Origin of the sequence: Caloramator sp., from assembly GCF_020054765.1 — a bacterium.
Taxonomy (GTDB): Bacteria; Bacillota; Clostridia; order Clostridiales; family Caloramatoraceae; genus Thermobrachium; species Thermobrachium proteoclasticum.
Genome location: NZ_JAIHAO010000001.1, coordinates 15,389 through 34,188, shown reverse-complemented (window position 1 = coordinate 34,188; position 18,800 = coordinate 15,389). Strand labels below are relative to the sequence as shown.

Annotated in this window: 23 protein-coding genes; 21 read left to right on the top strand and 2 right to left on the bottom strand. The window is 30.7% G+C overall.

All coding sequences use genetic code 11. The annotated features are described in order from the left end of the window. Window positions 1–147: 147 nt before the first annotated feature. Window positions 148–1,083 carry an L-lactate dehydrogenase gene (locus JG776_RS00205; protein WP_291963848.1) on the bottom strand — a complete coding sequence of 312 codons (936 nt, stop codon included), beginning with the start codon at window positions 1,081–1,083 and terminating at the stop codon, window positions 148–150. 120 nt (window positions 1,084–1,203) lie between these two features. Further along, the gene (locus tag JG776_RS00200) at window positions 1,204–1,608 is read right to left on the bottom strand and encodes a hypothetical protein (RefSeq protein WP_027308229.1); all 405 of its coding nucleotides are present in this window, start codon (window positions 1,606–1,608) and stop codon (window positions 1,204–1,206) included. A 240-nt stretch (window positions 1,609–1,848) separates the two neighbouring features. On the opposite strand from JG776_RS00200, the gene hypF reads away from it, so the two are divergent. The 21 genes from hypF (at window position 1,849) to JG776_RS00095 (ending at window position 18,523) form a co-directional block, all read left to right on the top strand. Further along, window positions 1,849–4,107: a carbamoyltransferase HypF gene (hypF, locus tag JG776_RS00195; protein WP_291963847.1), complete on the top strand. Its 2,259-nt coding sequence runs from the start codon at window positions 1,849–1,851 to the stop codon at window positions 4,105–4,107. Continuing rightward, window positions 4,098–4,319: a HypC/HybG/HupF family hydrogenase formation chaperone gene (locus tag JG776_RS00190; protein WP_291963846.1), complete on the top strand. Its 222-nt coding sequence runs from the start codon at window positions 4,098–4,100 to the stop codon at window positions 4,317–4,319. The genes hypF and JG776_RS00190 overlap by 10 nt, the downstream gene beginning before the upstream one ends. Next, a complete protein-coding gene (gene hypD, locus JG776_RS00185) occupies window positions 4,306–5,394 on the top strand; it encodes a hydrogenase formation protein HypD (RefSeq protein WP_291963845.1) in 1,089 nt (362 codons plus the stop codon). Before JG776_RS00190 ends, hypD begins: the two co-directional genes overlap by 14 nt. Window positions 5,395–5,403: 9 nt before the next feature. After that, on the top strand, window positions 5,404–6,408 hold the full coding sequence (hypE, locus tag JG776_RS00180) for a hydrogenase expression/formation protein HypE (RefSeq protein WP_291963844.1): 1,005 nt from the start codon (window positions 5,404–5,406) through the stop codon (window positions 6,406–6,408). A 21-nt stretch (window positions 6,409–6,429) separates the two neighbouring features. Further along, window positions 6,430–6,819: an NADH-quinone oxidoreductase subunit C gene (locus JG776_RS00175; protein ID WP_291963843.1), complete on the top strand. Its 390-nt coding sequence runs from the start codon at window positions 6,430–6,432 to the stop codon at window positions 6,817–6,819. After that, window positions 6,819–7,901, top strand: coding sequence for a nickel-dependent hydrogenase large subunit (locus JG776_RS00170; RefSeq protein WP_291963842.1), 1,083 nt, complete (start codon window positions 6,819–6,821; stop codon window positions 7,899–7,901). Before JG776_RS00175 ends, JG776_RS00170 begins: the two co-directional genes overlap by 1 nt. Window positions 7,902–7,908: 7 nt before the next feature. Beyond that, on the top strand, window positions 7,909–8,250 hold the full coding sequence (gene hypA / locus JG776_RS00165) for a hydrogenase maturation nickel metallochaperone HypA (RefSeq protein WP_291963841.1): 342 nt from the start codon (window positions 7,909–7,911) through the stop codon (window positions 8,248–8,250). A 1-nt stretch (window position 8,251) separates the two neighbouring features. After that, on the top strand, window positions 8,252–8,911 hold the full coding sequence (gene hypB / locus JG776_RS00160; RefSeq protein WP_291963840.1) for a hydrogenase nickel incorporation protein HypB: 660 nt from the start codon (window positions 8,252–8,254) through the stop codon (window positions 8,909–8,911). A gap of 12 nt (window positions 8,912–8,923) precedes the next feature. Beyond that, window positions 8,924–9,442, top strand: coding sequence for a Na+/H+ antiporter subunit E (locus tag JG776_RS00155; RefSeq protein WP_291963839.1), 519 nt, complete (start codon window positions 8,924–8,926; stop codon window positions 9,440–9,442). After that, the gene (locus JG776_RS00150) at window positions 9,439–9,693 is read left to right on the top strand and encodes a monovalent cation/H+ antiporter complex subunit F (protein WP_291963838.1); all 255 of its coding nucleotides are present in this window, start codon (window positions 9,439–9,441) and stop codon (window positions 9,691–9,693) included. The genes JG776_RS00155 and JG776_RS00150 overlap by 4 nt, the downstream gene beginning before the upstream one ends. Continuing rightward, window positions 9,690–10,025 (top strand): monovalent cation/H(+) antiporter subunit G, encoded by a 336-nt coding sequence (gene mnhG, locus JG776_RS00145; RefSeq protein WP_291963837.1) that lies wholly within the window; start codon window positions 9,690–9,692, stop codon window positions 10,023–10,025. The genes JG776_RS00150 and mnhG overlap by 4 nt, the downstream gene beginning before the upstream one ends. After that, window positions 10,018–10,266 carry a hydrogenase subunit MbhD domain-containing protein gene (locus tag JG776_RS00140; protein WP_291963836.1) on the top strand — a complete coding sequence of 83 codons (249 nt, stop codon included), beginning with the start codon at window positions 10,018–10,020 and terminating at the stop codon, window positions 10,264–10,266. Before mnhG ends, JG776_RS00140 begins: the two co-directional genes overlap by 8 nt. Continuing rightward, window positions 10,263–10,604 carry a hydrogen gas-evolving membrane-bound hydrogenase subunit E gene (mbhE, locus tag JG776_RS00135; RefSeq protein ID WP_291963835.1) on the top strand — a complete coding sequence of 114 codons (342 nt, stop codon included), beginning with the start codon at window positions 10,263–10,265 and terminating at the stop codon, window positions 10,602–10,604. The genes JG776_RS00140 and mbhE overlap by 4 nt, the downstream gene beginning before the upstream one ends. Before the next feature lies 1 nt (window position 10,605). Continuing rightward, complete coding sequence (locus tag JG776_RS00130; RefSeq protein WP_291963834.1) at window positions 10,606–11,058, top strand: MnhB domain-containing protein; 453 nt, start codon at window positions 10,606–10,608, stop codon at window positions 11,056–11,058. 14 nt (window positions 11,059–11,072) lie between these two features. Further along, complete coding sequence (locus JG776_RS00125) at window positions 11,073–11,423, top strand: sodium:proton antiporter (RefSeq protein ID WP_291963833.1); 351 nt, start codon at window positions 11,073–11,075, stop codon at window positions 11,421–11,423. Further along, window positions 11,420–13,315, top strand: a complete 1,896-nt coding sequence (locus tag JG776_RS00120; RefSeq protein WP_291963832.1) for a proton-conducting transporter membrane subunit — start codon at window positions 11,420–11,422, stop codon at window positions 13,313–13,315. The genes JG776_RS00125 and JG776_RS00120 overlap by 4 nt, the downstream gene beginning before the upstream one ends. Window positions 13,316–13,329: 14 nt before the next feature. Beyond that, window positions 13,330–14,292 carry a respiratory chain complex I subunit 1 family protein gene (locus tag JG776_RS00115; protein WP_291963831.1) on the top strand — a complete coding sequence of 321 codons (963 nt, stop codon included), beginning with the start codon at window positions 13,330–13,332 and terminating at the stop codon, window positions 14,290–14,292. A 16-nt stretch (window positions 14,293–14,308) separates the two neighbouring features. Then, window positions 14,309–14,752, top strand: a complete 444-nt coding sequence (nuoB, locus tag JG776_RS00110) for an NADH-quinone oxidoreductase subunit NuoB (protein ID WP_027308212.1) — start codon at window positions 14,309–14,311, stop codon at window positions 14,750–14,752. Next, complete coding sequence (locus JG776_RS00105; RefSeq protein WP_291963830.1) at window positions 14,749–15,204, top strand: 4Fe-4S dicluster domain-containing protein; 456 nt, start codon at window positions 14,749–14,751, stop codon at window positions 15,202–15,204. Before nuoB ends, JG776_RS00105 begins: the two co-directional genes overlap by 4 nt. Window positions 15,205–15,382: 178 nt before the next feature. Next, complete coding sequence (deoC, locus tag JG776_RS00100) at window positions 15,383–16,060, top strand: deoxyribose-phosphate aldolase (protein ID WP_291963829.1); 678 nt, start codon at window positions 15,383–15,385, stop codon at window positions 16,058–16,060. A 108-nt stretch (window positions 16,061–16,168) separates the two neighbouring features. Beyond that, a complete protein-coding gene (locus tag JG776_RS00095) occupies window positions 16,169–18,523 on the top strand; it encodes a Lon protease family protein (protein WP_291963828.1) in 2,355 nt (784 codons plus the stop codon). Window positions 18,524–18,800 lie beyond the last annotated feature (277 nt).

Here is an 18,800-nt window from a genome sequence, read left to right as displayed (position 1 = left end):
GACGATGGCATGGCGAGGGTAGGACTTTTTCAAACAAAGAAAAGCTTAGAATTGCTTAGCGAAATGAACAAATGCCTAAGAAATCCTTCATGGGACTAATCAATATATAATTTTTTCAACAGTCTGAAGAGGTGGTAAATGTCCCTTTTATAATTCTAATTTACTTATAATATCCTTCATTATATTAGCAGAATCCAATAATTTATTTTTTTCTTGTTCAGTTAAAGGTAATTCTAATACTTCTTCAACACCATTTTTGCCAACTATTGTTGGAACACTTAAAGCTACATCCTTTAATCCATATTTATTTTCTAAATAAGACGAAACGGTAAGTATACTCTTTTCATCTCTTGCAATACATTCAACTATACGTTTTACTGCAACAGCTACTGCATAATATGTAGCACCTTTTTTGTTTATTATTGTATAGGCAGAATTTCTCACATCATTTAATATCTGCTCTTTAAATTGTCCGTTACAGGGATGATTACATACATTACAGAAATAATCTATTGATGTACCAGCAATGTTTGTTAAACTCCACGCTGCTATCTCAGAGTCACCGTGTTCTCCAATTATATAGCCGTGTATATTTCTTGGGTCGATTCCATAATGCTTACTTAAGAGGTATTTATATCTTGAACTATCAAGTACTGTGCCTGATCCAATAACTTTATTTTTAGGAAGACCTGAAACTTTCAATGTAACATAAGTTAAAATATCAACAGGATTGGTTACAATTAAATAAATAGCTTCTTTATTGTATTCAATAAGTCTTGGTATCATATCTTTAAAAATTGCAACATTTTTTTTAACTAAATCCAGTCGCGTTTCACCAGGTTTTTGATTTGCTCCGGCAGTTATAATTATTATATCTGAATCCTTTACATCTGAAAATTCACCAGAATATACTTCAACAGGAGACATTAATGGAACTCCGTGGCTTATATCAAGTGCATCTCCATAGGCTTTATCTTTATTAATATCAATAATAACTATTTCTTCAGCAAGACCATTCATAGCAATTGTAAAAGCAGTAGTAGATCCAACAAATCCTGAACCAATTATTGAAACTTTTTTCATATATATCACCTCGAGGAAAATTATTATTATAAAATAATAATAAAATATATGGTAAAGTTAGTCAATATTTTGTGTATATATTTATGAATAAAATAAAAAGCATATGGTTGTCCACATGCTTTATTTTATAAATTGTCTTTGTTGCACTCTTTGTATTTTTTGATCTATTGGAATTAAATCTACCTTAGTTGTAAGGTTTCGTATGTTAAGTATTTGAATTACTTCAGAAGCTTCCTTTCCTTTTTTAGGCTTTAAACCTTGAATAATAACACTGTGTCCTTGTCTTACATCAATAAAGGATGGCATTTTAAACCATTTTTTTGCTTTATATCTACATTTTATTACTGCCTTGCTTCTTTCAGGTTTTACAACAACATCAACAGTCAGAATATTGAATATCCATAGTATTGTCTTTGTTGTAGTTTTAATGCTTAAAACGTGACCACTGAATTGGGTAAGCCTGTCACCATACTTTTTATAGTATGTTTCAGCATATTTTTTGGCAAGTGTCTCTCTAAAACTCATAATGACTCCCCTTTTCTAAATAATTTATTATTGCAATTATCTATTATATCATATTTTATTTTTCCCATATAGATGAAATTAATAAATTTATTTGTTTGAATTAAATGATTTTTTGTATTATAATAATAACAGAATGATTAAATAAATGCAATAGGTGTCAAGAAGTATTGATAATACAGAAACAAACTGTTATAGTATAGTTTGGAGATTGTTAAATATTTAATTAGATAGGTGATAGATTTGAAAAGAGCAAAAATATATGTTAACGGTATAGTACAAGGTGTAGGATTTAGACCTTTTATTCATAAATTAATTACGGAGTATAATCTAAAAGGCTGGGTAAAAAATACTTCAAATGGAGTAGAAATTGAAGTTGAGGGAGAATACGTTAATATAAAAAGTTTTATTGAAGATATTGATAAGAAAAAGCCAAAATTATCTGTAATAGAAAGTTTAGAATATGATTTTTTTGATGATTTAGTTGGATATAAGGACTTTACAATAATAAAAAGTACGGATAATGTATCTAAGTTTACGTTAATTTCACCAGATGTTGCGACCTGTGATGATTGTTTGAGAGAATTGAAGGATAAAAATGATAGACGATGTGAATTTCCATTTATTAATTGCACAAATTGTGGACCAAGATTCACTATAATTAAGGATGTGCCCTATGATAGAGATAAAACTACAATGAAGAGCTTTATAATGTGCAATAGTTGTCAAAAAGAATATCAGGATATAGAGGATAGAAGATATCACGCACAGCCTAATTGTTGTTTTGAGTGTGGACCAATATTATTCTATATTGATTCTAATAACAATATTGTAAAGGATAAAGTTATAGATTGTGTTAAACAAGAATTAAAAATGGGAAAAATTATAGCTATTAAAGGTATAGGAGGATTTCATTTAGCTTGTGATGCTAAAAATAAAGAAACAGTAGAAAGGTTAAGGCTTCTTAAAAATAGAGAGGAAAAGCCATTTGCTTTAATGTGTAGGGACTTAGATACAGTAAATGCTATATGTAATATAACAGAAGATGAAAAGGATTTTTTAACAAGTTTTAGAAGGCCTATTGTACTTTTGAGAAAGAAGGATAATAGATTAGATTATATTTCATCTGATAATAACTACTTAGGTGTTATGCTACCATATACACCTGTACATCATCTTTTGTTTGATGATGATTTGGATGTGCTTGTTATGACGAGTGCAAATACCAAGGATTGCCCTATAATAAAGGACAATGATGAAGCATTAGAGAATTTAGATGGAGTTGCAGATGGATTTTTGATGAATAATCGAGATATACATATAAGATGTGATGATTCACTTTTATATGTTTTTGAAGGAAATGAGTATTTTATAAGGCGTTCAAGGGGCTATACCCCTTTCCCTATAAAAGTTAACTTTGAATATGAGGATACTTTGTCCTGTGGAGCAGAACAAAAGGCATCTTTTTGTCTACTCAAACAAAACTATGCCTTTCTAAGTCAGCATATTGGTGATTTGAAGAATATGGAGACATACAATCACTATACTCAACAAATTGAGCATTTTAGAAGGTTGTTTGATATAAACCCCAAAAAAGTAGTTTGTGATTATCATCCAGATTATATGTCTACAGAATATGCAATTGATTTTGCTAAAAAAAATAATTGTGATATTTTTATGGTTCAACACCACCATGCTCATATGGCATCTTGTATGGTTGATAATAATTTAGATTGTAATGTGATAGCTATAACTTGGGATGGAACAGGTTTAGGTCTTGACAATACACTATGGGGTGGAGAAATCTTATATGGAAATTATAAAGAATTTGAAAGAAGAGCAACAATAAAGAAAATAAATCTTGCAGGTGGAGATGTTGCAACAAAAGAGATATATAGGATTGGGTATGATTTGTTATATCAGTCATTAGGATATCTTGAAAGCAATATTATTGAGAACAAGAATAGTTCTGTTATCAAAAAAATGTTAGAAAATAATATTAACATATACAAGACTTCAAGTATTGGTAGGTTATTCGATGGTGTTTCTGCTATTTTAGCATTGAAATCAGTTGTATCTTATGAAGGACAAGGTGCTATTTTAATTGAAAAGTATGCAGATTTTAATGAAGATGGTAATTATAGTTTTACTTTAGATAAAAGGGGTATAACTGAATTTAATTGGATTCCTATGATAAAAGAAATAATATATGATATAGAAAATGGAGTAAAAAGAGAAACTATATGTGCAAAATTTATGAATACTTTAGTCAGATTTGCTGTTGTTGTGGCTGAGCAGTTAAAACAAGAGACTGGATGTAGAGATGTTGTTTTATCAGGTGGAGTATTTCAAAATATGTATTTGCTAAATAAGATGAAAAACAAATTAGTGGAAAAAGGATTTAATGTTTATACACATAAAAGAGTTTCTACGAATGACGAAGGAATATCTTTAGGACAAATAGCGGTGGTAGCAAATGGAGGTGGAATAAAATGTGTTTAGCAGTTCCATTAAGAGTTGTAAGTATTGAAGGTAATACAGCACAAGCAGAAATAGAAGGTGTTAAAAGAACAATAAGAATAGATTTTGTTAAAAATGTTAATGTTGGAGATTATGTTATTGTTCACGCTGGTTTTGCGATAGAAAAATTAAAGGAAGAGGATGCGATTGAAAATTTACGTTTAATTAAGGAGGTTACAGATGCACTTAAGTGAATTTAAAAAACCTCAAGATATAGATGTTGTAATAAATTACTTAAAAGGAATAGATAAAAGGATAAATATAATGGAGGTTTGTGGTACACATACGATGGCTATTGCAAAGTCAGGAATTAAAAGCATTCTGCCTCCAAATATAAAATTAATATCCGGTCCAGGATGTCCAGTATGCGTAACTCCGTCTGAGGAAATAGATGCTATTTTAGAATTATGTAAGAATAATAAGGATTTAATTATAACTACTTATGGAGATATGATGAAGGTTCCAGGTACCAATGCATATGAAAGTTTAGAAAAATTAAAGGCTCAGGGACAGGATATAAGAATTGTTTATTCGGCATTAGATGCTGTGGATATTGCTAAAGAAAATAAAGAAAAAGATGTAGTTTTTTTAGGTATTGGTTTTGAAACAACAACACCAGGAACAATTTTAGCTCTTGAGGAGGCAATAAACCAAAAAATAAGCAATTTTTACATTTACTCTATGCATAAACTAGTTGAACCCGCATTAAGAGCACTACTTGAGCAACCAGATTTTGATATTGATGCCTTCTTATGTCCTGGACACGTAGGTGCTGTAATTGGAGAAGAAGGTTTTGAATTTTTAGTAAAGGAGTACAATAAACCATCTGTAATATGTGGTTTTGAAGCTGGAGATATATTAATAGCAATTTATAAAATTGTTAATCAAATATTAAATAATAGAGTAGAATTAGAGAATGAATATAAAAGAGTAGTTAAGAAGGAAGGAAATAGGATTATTAAAAATAAAGTAGAAACATATTTCAAGGTTTCTGATGATTTATGGAGAGGCATAGGTTTGATAGAAAATAGTGGTCTTAAATTAAAGGATGAATTTAAAGAATATGATGCATCAAAAAAGTTTAATATAACTTTAAAACAATCAAATGTTCATAGTGCGTGTAAATGTGGTGATGTAATAAAGGGAAAAATTGAACCAACTATCTGTCCTCTTTTTGGAAAGGTATGTACTCCTGAAAATCCAGTAGGTCCTTGTATGGTATCAAGCGAAGGTGCTTGTGCTGCATATTATAAATATTTAGTATTTTGAGGTGATTAGATGGATGATATAATTACTTTGTCATATGGAAGTGGGGGGAAGAAAACATCACATTTAATTGAAGATATAATACTTCCTTCACTTTCTTGTGATGAATTAAATAAATTATCAGATGGAGCAGTTTTAGATGTATTCTCAAATAAAATTGCCTTTTCTACAGACAGCTTTGTAGTGAGTCCTTACTTTTTTCCAGGAGGAGACATTGGAAAGCTTGCAGTTTGTGGAACCGTAAATGATTTGTCTGTGAGTGGTGCAAAGCCAGAATATTTAAGTCTGAGCTTAATTATAGAAGAAGGATTTAAAATAGAAGAATTAAAAAAGATAATAAAATCTATTGAAGAAACTGCAAAAATATGTAATGTTAAAATAGTAACTGGAGATACTAAAGTTGTTGAAAAAGGAAAAGGTGATGGTATTTATATAAATACATCAGGAATAGGTAGATTAATGTATGAAAATTTGGGAAAAGATAAAATATCAGAGAGAGATATAGTAATTGTAACAGGATGCATAGGTGACCATGGTGCAGCTATTATGGCATCAAGAAATAATTTAGTTGATGAATTTAATGTTAAGTCTGACTGTGCACCTGTATATGAATTAGCACAATGTATATTACAATATGGCGATAAAGTAAAAATAATGCGTGATCCTACAAGAGGAGGAGTAGCAACTACTCTAAATGAGTTTATAGAGAATTCAGAATTTACAATTGAAATATGGGAAGAAAAAATACCAATAAACGTTGAAACAAATAATTTATGTGAAATATTAGGAATAGATCCGCTCTATTCTGCAAATGAAGGAAAAATATTAGCGATAGTCGATAGTAGTGTTGCAAAAAATGTGGTAAATGATTTAAGAAAAATTGAACTTGGTAAAAATGCCGCTATAATTGGAAGTGTTACCAAAAACTTTCCATCTAAAGTTGTTTTACATACAAATCTTGGTGGGAAAAGAGTTCTTTCAAAATTAACTGGAGCTCAATTGCCAAGAATATGTTAATGATACATAGGAGGTGCGTTTATGCAGGAATTTAAGTCATTCGAAATCAAAAAGGAGGATATTGTTCCTCTTGCAAAAAAAATGAAGGAAAATGGCCACAGATTAGTTATGATTCACGGTTTCGTTGATAAAGAAGGCAAGCACGTAGTTAATTATCAGTATGAAGTAGGAAACTGTATTGAATCATATACAGTTAAGGGCGAAGACATTCTACCTTCAATATCGGAAATTTATGATGTCTCAGCTTCTTGGCCTGAGGAAGAACTTTATGAATTAATGGGAGTTAAGTTTGAAGGCTTAAATATGAGAGGAAGATTATTCTTACCAGATACAATGCTTGAGGGCCAAGGACACATTTTAGTAACTCCATTAGATGAATTAAGAAAGAAGACACTTAAGGAGGGAGAATAATGGGTTATACAATACCAATAGGACCATACCATCCATCACTAGAAGAACCTATTCATGCAAAGCTTTATACTGAAGGTGAAGTTATTAAGGATGCGGAAGTATTCATAGGTTACAATCATAGAGGTATTGAAAAACTCGCTACCGAAAGAAACTTTATCCAAACTTTAACTTTAGTAGAGAGAGTATGTGGTATATGTTCACATTCACATCCATTTACCTATGCTATGGCAATTGAAAATATAGCTCAAATGGAGGTTCCAAAGAGAGGGCAGTATATAAGAGTAATAATGGCAGAATTAGAAAGACTACATTCCCATTATCTATGGATAGGTCTTGCATGCCACTTAATTGGCTACGATTCATTGTTTATGTATGTTTGGGATGCAAGAGAAAGAATTATGGATATACTTGAAGAAATATCAGGTAATAGAGTCAACTATGGAATGGTTATAATAGGTGGTTCAAGAAGAGATATTGATGATGAAAAGAGAAAGAAAATTTTAAATATGTTGGATGATTTAATTGAACCACATAATAGAATGAAGGATATATTCCTAAATGATAAAACTGCAGCATTAAGAACAAAAGGTGTAGGGGTATTACCAAAGGATGTAGCAGAAAGAATGGGAACAATTGGACCTCACGCAAGAGCATCAGGTGTTAATGTTGATGTTAGAAAAGATGCTCCATATTCTTGTTACGATGAATTTGATTTTAATGTTCCAGTTCTAAATGAAGGAGATGTATGGGCAAGAGTAGTTGTTAGAGTTTTAGAAATAGAAGAAAGTATAAAAATAATAAAACAGGCACTTGAAAATCTACCAGAAGGACCTATTAATTTAGGCAATAAGCTACCAAAGGTACCTGCTGGAGAATTCACAGCAAGACACGAGGCACCAAGAGGTCAAGTAGTTTATTATGTTGTAACCGATGGAGGACAAACAAATTATAGAATAAGCATCCACGTTCCAACATTTAAGACTGCTCCAACAGTTCCATATATGCTAAAGAATAATACAATAGCAGATGCTGGTTTAATTATTGCATCAATAGACCCTTGCTTCTCTTGCTTAGATAGGTAGTGATAAAATGCATGAATTAGCAATAACAGAAGGAATTATTAAAATTGTTGAGAAGGAATCCGAAAAATATAATTTTAATAAGGTTAATGCAATAAAGTTAGTAGTTGGGGAATTATCAGGTGTTTTTCCCCAACTAATTCAGGACTATTTTGATATTGCAAGTAAAGGAACGATAGCAGAAGGAGCAGAACTCATCATAAGAAGAGTAGAAGCTAAAATAAAATGCAATGAATGTGGAAGTGAGGCAAAAGTTGAAAATCATAGATTAAGATGTAGAAAGTGTGGTAGCTTAAATGTAAAAATTACATCTGGAAAAGAATTTTATGTAGACAGTTTGGAGGTAGATTGATTTGGAAATTAAGGTAGTAAAACAGATTCTTGAATGGAATGAAGATTGCAGCAATGAAATAAAAAATACATTCAATGATAAAAACATATTTATGATTAATGTTATGGGTTCACCTGGTGCAGGGAAAACAAGTTTAATAATGAATCTAATAAAGGAATTAAGAAATGAATATAAAATTGCAGTAATAGAGGGAGATATAGCAGGACAAATTGATGCTGAAAAGATAAAACAGATGGATATACCAGTTGTTCAGCTTAATACCGACGGTGCCTGTCATATTGAAGCTATGTCAATTAAACATATATTAGAATATTTTAATTTAGATGAAGTAGATGTAATTATTGTGGAAAATATAGGTAATTTAGTTTGTCCTGCTGAATTTAATATAGGAGAGGATATAAGGGTAGCAATCTTAAGTATTCCCGAAGGAGATGATAAGGTAGAAAAATATCCTCTTATGTTTTCAACATCTGAAATATTAGTTTTAAATAAATATGATATGAAGGAACATTTTGATTTTGATGACAATAAAGTTGAGAATGTAGCAAAGGAATTAAATCCAAATATTTCTGTATATAGAGTATCTAATAAAACAAAATCAGGTTTAGATGAGCTTGTTAATGCATTGAAAAATGCAATAAATAAAAAAATTAAAAAGTAAGGGGGGCTTTAATTGAAATCCACAAAATTCAGTTCAATATTTTCAACCTTTATATTTTGCTACTTATTTTGGATACTGTTTACTTGGACATTTACTACACAGGAACTTATAACAGGTGCTGTGGTAAGTTTTTTAGTAGCAGTATTGACAGCAAGATTTTTTATTCATGAAAATGCCTTTCATCTTTTTAATCCAGCAAAATTCTTTAATTTAGTTCTTTATATATTTGTATTTTTAAAGGAACTTTGGAAGGCAAATGTAGATGTTGCTAAAAGAGCACTAAATCCAAACTTGCCAGTAAATCCAGGAATAGTAAAAGTGCCTGTAGGTTTAAAATCAGAATATGGAATGTCAATGCTTGCTAATTCGATAACATTAACTCCTGGAACAATTACAATGGATATAACTGAAGAAAATGGAAAGCACTATTTTTATATTCATTGGATTGATGTTTCTGAAAAGGACAGAGAAAAAGCTGGAGATGCTATTAAGGGTACTTTAGAAAACTGGATAAGGAGGATTTGGAAGTGAATAGTTTAATTATAGTTTCAATTTTTTATATTTTATTAGCATTAGTTCTTTCATATAGAGTGTTTAAAGGGCCAAGTGCTGTAGATAGAGTAGTGGCAGCAGATAGTATAGATTTATTAACTGTAGTTGCACTTGTTCTGTTTTCAGTATTTAGCAAAAGGGCTATATATTTAGATATTGCACTAACTGTTGCAATACTTGGCTTCATAGGAACACTATTAATTTCAAAGTATCTGGAGGGAAAACTATGATATATGTAGCTTATATTTTTATGATATTAGGTTGTTTTTTTGCCTTTGCAGGTACTGTAGGTGTTTTAAGAATGCCTGATGCATATTGTAGGATGCAATCAAGTACAAATATAGCAACACTTGGTACCTTAGGTGCATTACTTGGTGGGTTTATTTTTGCATTAACATTAAAAAATACATCAATGGCTTTAAAAATATTATTTATAGCAATTTTTATAATAATAACAAATCCAGTAGCTGGACATGCTATTTGTAAGGCAGCATATAAATCAGGTGTTAAAGCTGAAAAATTGACATGTGATGATTATGGGAGGGATTTTCCTAATGAATAATATTGTTTTATTAAATATATTAATCTTAATTGGAACTCTTGTTTCAGCCATCTTAACAGTTTATTTCGATGATTTATTGTCATCTATTGTTGCATTAGGAGCAGTAGGTTCATTTGTTGCACTTGAGTTTATACTACTACATGCACCTGATGTTGCAATTGCAGAGGCTGCAGTAGGTGTTGTACTACAACCAGTTATATTTATTGTAGCCCTTAGAAAAGTAAGGGGGGTTAGAAAATGAAAAAGTTTTTAACATATTTTTCATTGACTGTTTTTTTAATAATAGGTTGTTATACAGCATTGGAAATGTCAAAATTAGCACCAACCTTTGATGGCGAAAAGGTAAATGTTGTTGAATTATATAATAATCCCAAAAATTATGATTACAACGATGCGGATGGAGTAGCAAATTTAATGGTTAAGCAGACAATTGATAAAACTCACGCAATTAATGCTGTTACAGCAATAGTTTTTGATTTTAGAGGTTACGATACTTTAGGTGAATCTTTTGTGTTGTTTACTGCCATTTCAGGTACTGTTGTAATTTTAAGAAATGCTATGAAAGGAAGGGCAGATTAATATGAGCAAAAAGAATATAAATGTTAAAGATTATATAATTAAATCTGCTGCAGACTTTTTTACACCTATAGGATTAGTTCTTGGGCTTTATATAATTCTACACGGACATTTAAGCCCAGGTGGAGGTTTCCAAGGTGGTGTAATAGTTGCTTCAGCTGTAGTTTTAATTTATTTAGGTTATGGATATGAAAAATCATCAAGCACTTTTAAGCCAAATGTGTTAAAAAAGAGTGAAGCAATTGGTGCATTGATGTATACATTCTTTGCATTGCTTGGTATATTTTATGCAGCAAATTTCTGTAGAAATGTCTTCTTTAATATTGGAAATCCAGGAGATCTATTTAGTTCAGGTACAATATTTTTAATGAATGCAGCAGTTGGTTATAAGGTTTTAACTGGCGTAGGATTTTTAATATTGTTAATGTTTGGTCTTTTAGGAAATAAAGAAGCATAGATAGGGGTGATTAAATGTTATTAATGAATTATATAACGTGTATAATTCTTATTGTGTTAGGTTTATATACGATAGTTACAAAGAAAAATGTAATGAAAATAGTAATAGGTATGGGATTATTAGATTATGGAATAAATCTACTTCTTATAAGTATAGGGTTTAAAGCAGGGGGTACTGCTCCTATATTTACAATAAATGAACTTGATAAAAACTCCTTCTTTGTTGACCCTGTACCACAGGCATTAACTCTTACATCAATAGTTATAGGTGCCTGTGTAACAGCTCTTGCTCTTGCATTAGTAGTTATGATTAATAAACACTATGGTACTCTTGATACCGATAAGGTAAGGAGGTTAAAAGGATGACACAACATTTACCTATTTTATCTATAATTACTTTGTTCATTGGAGCATTCATAGTAGCATTGGTAAAAGAAAAAAATGAAATGCTTAGAAATACAATAGTATTAATAGCTACATTTTTATCATTTATTTTTACAATAATGATGTATAGACCAATCATAATTGAAGGAAACATATTAACTTATTGGATGGGGAATTGGGAGCCTATTAAAGATTGGGCTATTGGTATAGGTCTTGAGGTTGACCAATTAAGCTTATTCTTTGGTTTATTTATATCACTTTCAATTGTTCTATCAGCACTTTATTCTTTTAGATATATTGAAAGGGAAACAGGAAAAGACAAATACTATGTTTTATTCTTAATGATGTCAGCAAGTGTTATGGGTTTTATATTTACTGGAGACCTTTTCAATATGTATGTAATGATTGAAATTATGACTTTTGCATCAGTTGCTTTAACAGCGTTTAGAAATGATAGACCAGAAGCGGTTGAGGCAGGTTTTAAATACATTGCTATAGGCTCTATTGGTTCTTCGCTAATACTACTTGCAACTGTAATTATTTATGCACAATTCCATACATTAAATCTGGCACAACTTGCAGGTGAGTTATATAATAACTATACAGCTATAACTATTTTTGCACTTGCATTAATGATAGTTGGTTATGCTGTAAAGGTGTTTGCAGTTCCTACACATTTTGTTGCACCAGATGCATATATGGTTGCACCATCATCAATATCAATGCTATTTTCAGGAATAGTTAATAAGGCAGCTGTATATGGTATTTTAAGAATAATATATGTTGTATATCAAAGTATGAATTTATCGTCAATGCAGTTTTTATTAGTGTTCTGGGGAACAGTAACGATGTTTATTGGTGTAACTATGGCTCTTGCTCAACACGACTTTAAGAGACTGTTAGCATTCCATAGTATATCACAAATAGGTTATGTAATAACAGGTATAGGTTTAACAACTGCACTTGGTATAACAGGCGGACTATACCACGCATTAAATCATACACTATTTAAAGGATTATTATTCCTTTGTGCTGGTGCAGTATTCTATGCAACAGGAACTACCGACCTTGATAAACTTGGTGGACTTGCAAAAAGGATGCCACAAACTACTTTAATCTTTTTAATAGGTGCGTTTTCAATAAGCGGTATACCACCATTTAATGGTTTTGTTTCAAAGTGGATAATATATCAAGCATCATATGAAGCTGGATATGCACCTGTTACAATTATAGCATTAATTGTAAGCGTAATGACATTAGCTTCTTTTATAAAGGTTGCTCAATCTGCTTTCTTTGGACAATTACCAAAGGAATTTAAAAATGTTGAAGAAGTTCCACTTTCAATGAGAATTCCAATGTGGATTATGGCGATTTTATGTATTGTAGGTGGTATTGTACCTTCAGTTGTTACAAAATATTTAATTACACCAGCAGCAAATGCAGTTATGAATTCAGCAAAGTATGTTGAAGTTATGATGGGAAAAGAGTTTGCTTCAAAATTTTACAGTAATTTAGTAAGTGCTCCAGTTATTGATTATAAATTAGCAGGATACTGGCAACCAATTGCATGGCTAATTTTATTCGGAATACTACTCCTTGCATTTACATTAGTAGCAGTACTTGGTGGATTTAATCCAAAGAAGTTCAGCTATGCTGATGAGGAAGATGCAAAGTATGACGTATTCTTTAGTGGTGAATCAGCTGAGTTTTCACACGTTGGTGGAAGTGACTTATTCTGGGGCTTAAAATATCAATTCAGACACTACTTTGATTTTATGCACAAAATTCATAGTGGATTGGTTAATGACTATGCCCTCTCTGTTGTATTAACAGCAGCAGTAATATTACTCTATGTATTTACTTTTGTTAGATAAGGAGGGACTGTAAGGTGGAATTACTAAAAACAATATTATATATATTGCTTTATCCAGGCTTGATTTATTGTGTAATAGGGGGATTAATATTATCTGGTATAGATAGAAAGCTTCTTGCAAGAATGCAAAAAAGAATTGGTCCTCCAATATTACAGCCTTTTTACGATTTCTTTAAATTGCTTGGAAAAGAAACAATAGTGCCAAGAAATGCAGCAAAAAAAGCTTTTTTAGCTGCACCTGTAATTGGTTTAATAAGTTTAATAACGGTATCATTGTTTATACCTGTTTTTAAGTTTAGTCCATTTAGCACATATGCTGATTTAATAGTTGTAATCTATCTATTAACAATACCTGCAGTAGCACTAATTGTTGGTGGTTCTGCATCAGGTTCACCTTATGCAGGGGTTGGTATATCAAGAGAAATGGTTGCTATAATATCTTATGAACTACCTATGGTAGTATCACTGCTTGCTATAGCTAAAAAGGTAGGATTAGCTTTAAATAATGGGGTAATGACATTTTCATTAGCACAAATAGTTGAATACCAAGCACAAAATGGCCCATTATTTACTAAGATATCTATTATACCTGCTTTTATTGCAATGCTTCTTGTAATTCCTTGTAAGGTAGGAAGCTTGCCATTTGATATTGCAGAAGCAGAAATAGAAATATGCGAAGGACCACTTGTTGAATATAGTGGAGCTCCGCTTGCAATATTTAAATTAAATCACGCTATAAAAATGCTTGTTATGACATCACTTTTTGTAACACTTTTCTTAAGTGGAGCAGGAACAGGAGTTTTTGCAGTAGATGCTGTAATTCAATTTATTTTAATGATTATTGTTATGTTCTTCTCAGTTACGCTTTTAAAGGCAATAACAGCAAGATTAAGAGTTGAACAAACTTTAAAATTCTATTGGACTTACCCTACAGCCCTTGCATTTTTAAGTTTAATACTTGTTTATTTTGGGTTGTAATTTAGGAGGTGTTTAAATGTTTGAGAAGCTAATAGAGAAGGGACTTGAAAAATCAGCTTGGTTATATCATTTAAATACGGGTTCTTGTAATGGTTGTGACATTGAACTTGTTTCAGTTATAACTCCAAGATATGATGCTGAGAGATTTGGATTTAAAATTGCTGGATCCCCAAGACACGCAGATATAATTGTAGTTTCAGGACCAATAACATCTCAATCAAGAGATAGACTTATAAGAACTTTAGCACAGGTACCAGATCCTAAGGTTGTTGTTTCATTAGGTTCTTGTCCAAGATCTTGTAATGTATTTAATGGAAGCTATTGTGTAGAAGGTCCATTAGATAAATATACACCTATTGATGTATCAATTGCGGGTTGTCCTCCAAAACCAGAAGCAATAATGGCAGGACTTGTTAGAGCTGTTGAGATATTAAAGGAAAAAAGGAGGGCAATGAAATGAAATTTCCTTATTTAAAAGAAGCTGTAAAATCATTGTTTTCAAAGCCTTCAACTGAGAATTTTCCAAAGGAAGTAAAGGAAGCTCCAGAGGGCTATAGAGGTAAAATTGCCTTTTATCCTGAAAAATGTGTGAACTGTGGTATGTGTATTAGAGTATGTGCTCCAGGTGCAATTACAAGAACAATTGAGAAGGTTGAAGAAGGAGATAAAATAACATTCCAATTTTATATGGGACAATGTACCTTCTGTCAACTTTGCCAAGACTTCTGTGCTAGAAAAGCAATAGAATTAACAAAGGAATATATAATGATTGCTGAAGATGAGGAAGATTTAATGGTAAGAGGTACTTTTATTAAAAAGGCACCTCCTAAACCACCCATACCACCAGCAAAACCAGCAACTACAGCTGCAAATAATGTTGAAGTAAAAAAGGAAGAAGCTAAGTTTGAATAGTTTTTAGGCTGTTGACAAAATAGTCAACAGCCATTTTGTTAAAAAAAGTTATTTAAAAGCGAGAGTACATATTTAGAATTAAAAATAAAATAAAGTTTAAAATAAAAGAGAGAAAGTATTTGAAAATTTCATTATTTTAAGTTAAAATATAAAATGCGACTTTGAAAGGAGGAATAATATGATTACAAAGGAATATGTAGCATCTATAATTGACCACACAATACTAAAGGCTGAAACAACTCCTGAGGATGTAAAAAAGGTATGCAGTGAAGCAAAGGAAAATAATTTTGCTTCAGTATGCATTAATCCTTGCTATGTTAAACTTGCAGCAGATGAATTAAAGGGTTCAAATGTAAAGGTTTGTACAGTAATAGGTTTTCCATTAGGAGCAAATTCATCAGATGTAAAAGCTTTTGAGACTAAAAAAGCTATAGAAGATGGTGCTCAAGAAGTTGATATGGTTATAAATATAGGAATGTTAAAGGCAAAGGAATATGAATATGTTAAAAAGGACATTGAAGCTGTAGTAAATGCAGCAAAGGGTAAAGCTTTAGTTAAAGTAATAATTGAAACTTGTTTATTAACTGATGAGGAAAAGGAAATAGCATGTAAGCTATCTGTTGAAGCAGGGGCAGATTTTGTAAAAACATCAACAGGATTTAGTAAATGGGGAGCTAAAGAAGAAGACGTAAGATTAATGAGAAGAGTTGTAGGAAGTGAAAAAGGTGTGAAGGCTTCAGGTGGAGTACATAGCTTTGAAGATGCAGTTAGAATGATTGAAGCAGGTGCAAATAGAATAGGTGCCAGCTCATCATTAAAGATAATAGGAAAGTCAAGTGAAGAAAAGGCATATTAATAAATTTTATCTTAAAAGTCCTCTATATAAAAAATAGAGGACTTTTAATTTTTTTATCCTTAAAATAACAAATTCAGAATATTATATATTAAGTAAGGAGGTGAGCATATGTCACCAGTAAAAAAATTATCTGTAGAAGATTTAACAGTAAAATTTAATCTACCTAAATTTAAGAATACTTCAGAAATAAAACCAGAATACAAATTAATAGATCAAGATAGAGCAATCGATGCAATTAACTTTGCACTTGATATTCAGCAGTTTGGTTACAATATATATGTCTGTGGATATGAAGGGATTGGAAAAAGGAGCTATTTAATTGATTTGCTAAAGAAAAGAGCAAAGGATGAAAAAACACCTTCTGATTGGATATATGTATATAATTTTGAGGATGTGTATAAGCCATTGGCTATAGAATTAAAGCCAGGTACAGCAAATATATTAAAAAACGATTTAAATCAATTTGTTGATGAATTATGTGAAGAAATTACAGAATTATTTAGTAGTGAAGAGTATGAGAAGAGAAGAAATGATTTGATAGACTATTATGAAAAAATGATTATAGATTTAGCAGATGAACTAAACGAAAAATCAAAGGAAAAAAAATTGATATTCAAATATACAAATGATGGATTTGCCTTTATACCAATAAATTGTAATAATAAAGAAATGAGTGAACAGGAATATATAGATTTGCCAGATGAAGAGAAAGAACAGATCAATAAAAATGTGAGTGATTTAAGAAATTTAGCATATGAAGTTTTAAGAAAGACAAAAGCTTTGAAAAAAGAAATGAACCAAAAACTTAAAGATTTAGAATTCAGCTTTTTTACATTGTATATAGAGGATAAAATTAGCTCTCTAATAGATAAATACAACTATAACAATAAGTTAGTAAATTACTTTAATTCATTAAAAAATGATATTATAGATAATTTAGATGTGTTTATTGATATTGAAAATGTGGATAAGGATTTTTTGGAGGCATTTTTATCAAGATATGATGTAAATGTGTTTGTTAATAATATAGGAGAAGGTGCTCCTGTAATTATAGAAGAAACTCCAGAGTATCAGAAATTGATAGGACTAATTGAATATGAAAATAAATCTGGAAATTTAGTAACTGATTTTACAATGATACAACCTGGTAGCCTTCATTATGCAAATGGAGGATATCTTGTTGTTGATGCACGAAAATTGCTTGAAAGTTTTTGGGGGTATGAAGCATTAAAAAGAACTTTAATGTTAGGCAAAATTACAATTGAAAATTTTAAAAATCAACTTGATATAATACCTATTGAAAACTTAAAACCTGAAGCAATTCCTATTAAGACAAAAGTTATTATGATTGGAAGCCCAGAAATATATTATCTTTTATATAATTACGATGAGGATTTTAAAAAACTTTTCAAAATTAAAGCAGAATTTAATAACAAGATAAAAGATAATTATGATAATATAAATTGCTTTTTAAAGTTAATAAAATATTTAATTGATGAAAAAAAGTTTAAGGATATAACCTACAAGGGTGTACAGGAACTTGTTTATTATTCTAAAAAGCTTTCTGAGAATAAAAAGTATTTAACGTCAAACATTTCAAATATTTTAGAAGTTCTTGAACAAGCTAATCATATAGCAAAGAATAATAAGAGAAAGTTTATAGATCAAGATGACATCAAAGCTGCATTAATAAAGAAGGAGAAAAGGAATTCCCTAATTAGAGATGAAGTTATAGAACTATATGAAAATAATAAATATCTAATAGATGTTAAGGGCTACAAGGTAGGGCAAGTAAATGCATTATCAGTTATTGATTATGGAGATTATGAATTTGGAAGAGTAAATAGAGTTACTGTTAACACTTTTAGTGGAGTAGGTAATATTATTAATATTGATAGAGAGGTTGGTTTAAGTGGAAGTATATTTAATAAAGCTATATTAATTTTAACAGGTTATATAGGTGAACGATTTGGTAAGGTTAATAATTTATCATTTAATGCAAGTATATGTTTTGAACAAATGTATGGTGAAATTGATGGAGATAGTGCTACATTAGCTGAAACTGTAGCCTTAATATCAAGTTTAGCTGAAGTACCAATTAATCAGGGAATTGCAATAACAGGGTCAGTAAATCAAAAAGGTACTGTTCAAGCAGTTGGAGGTGTTAATACAAAAATAAGAGGATATTTTGATATTTGCAGGCTTTATGGATTAGATGGAACACAAGGTGTTATTATACCTGAATCAAATTTAGATGATTTAGTGCTTGATGATGATATAATTGAAGCTGTTAAACAAAATATGTTTAGTATATATACAGTAACTAATGTTGAAGATTGCTTTGATATAATGCTTGAACCTACATTTAAGAAGGGAAGAAAGAATAAAAATTTTGATTTGATAGAAGAGAAAATTTTAAAAAGAATTGAAAAGTTAAAGGAAATTAAAAATAAAAAAGAATAGGTTGTTGAAAACGTTATATATTGATTAGCCCCATGAAGGATTTCTTGGCATCTGTTCATTCGCTAAGCAATTTTAAGCTTTTCTTTGTTTGAAAAAGTCCTACCCTCGCGATGCTATCGTCCTGATGGCCGCTCGGCTCGGCACGTTCTGTGCCGAATTACGGACTTTTTCAAAGTCGAAAAGCAACAATTGCTAAAGCTCATGAAAGAGCCTATTGAAATCCTTTCATGGGGCTTTTTCATACTTTAGCTAACAATTAGGTTTGTCAACAATAAGA

Coding starts and splice junctions, on each gene's coding strand:
- hypD (WP_291963845.1), top strand. CDS start 4,306: ATGCACTTAAGTGAATTTAAAAAACCTCAAGATATAGATGTTGTAATA.
- JG776_RS00105 (WP_291963830.1), top strand. CDS start 14,749: ATGAAATTTCCTTATTTAAAAGAAGCTGTAAAATCATTGTTTTCAAAG.
- JG776_RS00125 (WP_291963833.1), top strand. CDS start 11,073: ATGTTATTAATGAATTATATAACGTGTATAATTCTTATTGTGTTAGGT.
- JG776_RS00190 (WP_291963846.1), top strand. CDS start 4,098: ATGTGTTTAGCAGTTCCATTAAGAGTTGTAAGTATTGAAGGTAATACA.
- JG776_RS00095 (WP_291963828.1), top strand. CDS start 16,169: ATGTCACCAGTAAAAAAATTATCTGTAGAAGATTTAACAGTAAAATTT.
- JG776_RS00205 (WP_291963848.1), bottom strand. CDS start 1,083: ATGAAAAAAGTTTCAATAATTGGTTCAGGATTTGTTGGATCTACTACT.
- JG776_RS00130 (WP_291963834.1), top strand. CDS start 10,606: ATGAGCAAAAAGAATATAAATGTTAAAGATTATATAATTAAATCTGCT.
- JG776_RS00120 (WP_291963832.1), top strand. CDS start 11,420: ATGACACAACATTTACCTATTTTATCTATAATTACTTTGTTCATTGGA.
- JG776_RS00140 (WP_291963836.1), top strand. CDS start 10,018: ATGAATAATATTGTTTTATTAAATATATTAATCTTAATTGGAACTCTT.
- deoC (WP_291963829.1), top strand. CDS start 15,383: ATGATTACAAAGGAATATGTAGCATCTATAATTGACCACACAATACTA.
- JG776_RS00200 (WP_027308229.1), bottom strand. CDS start 1,608: ATGAGTTTTAGAGAGACACTTGCCAAAAAATATGCTGAAACATACTAT.
- hypE (WP_291963844.1), top strand. CDS start 5,404: ATGGATGATATAATTACTTTGTCATATGGAAGTGGGGGGAAGAAAACA.
- nuoB (WP_027308212.1), top strand. CDS start 14,309: ATGTTTGAGAAGCTAATAGAGAAGGGACTTGAAAAATCAGCTTGGTTA.
- JG776_RS00175 (WP_291963843.1), top strand. CDS start 6,430: ATGCAGGAATTTAAGTCATTCGAAATCAAAAAGGAGGATATTGTTCCT.
- hypA (WP_291963841.1), top strand. CDS start 7,909: ATGCATGAATTAGCAATAACAGAAGGAATTATTAAAATTGTTGAGAAG.
- mnhG (WP_291963837.1), top strand. CDS start 9,690: ATGATATATGTAGCTTATATTTTTATGATATTAGGTTGTTTTTTTGCC.
- JG776_RS00170 (WP_291963842.1), top strand. CDS start 6,819: ATGGGTTATACAATACCAATAGGACCATACCATCCATCACTAGAAGAA.
- mbhE (WP_291963835.1), top strand. CDS start 10,263: ATGAAAAAGTTTTTAACATATTTTTCATTGACTGTTTTTTTAATAATA.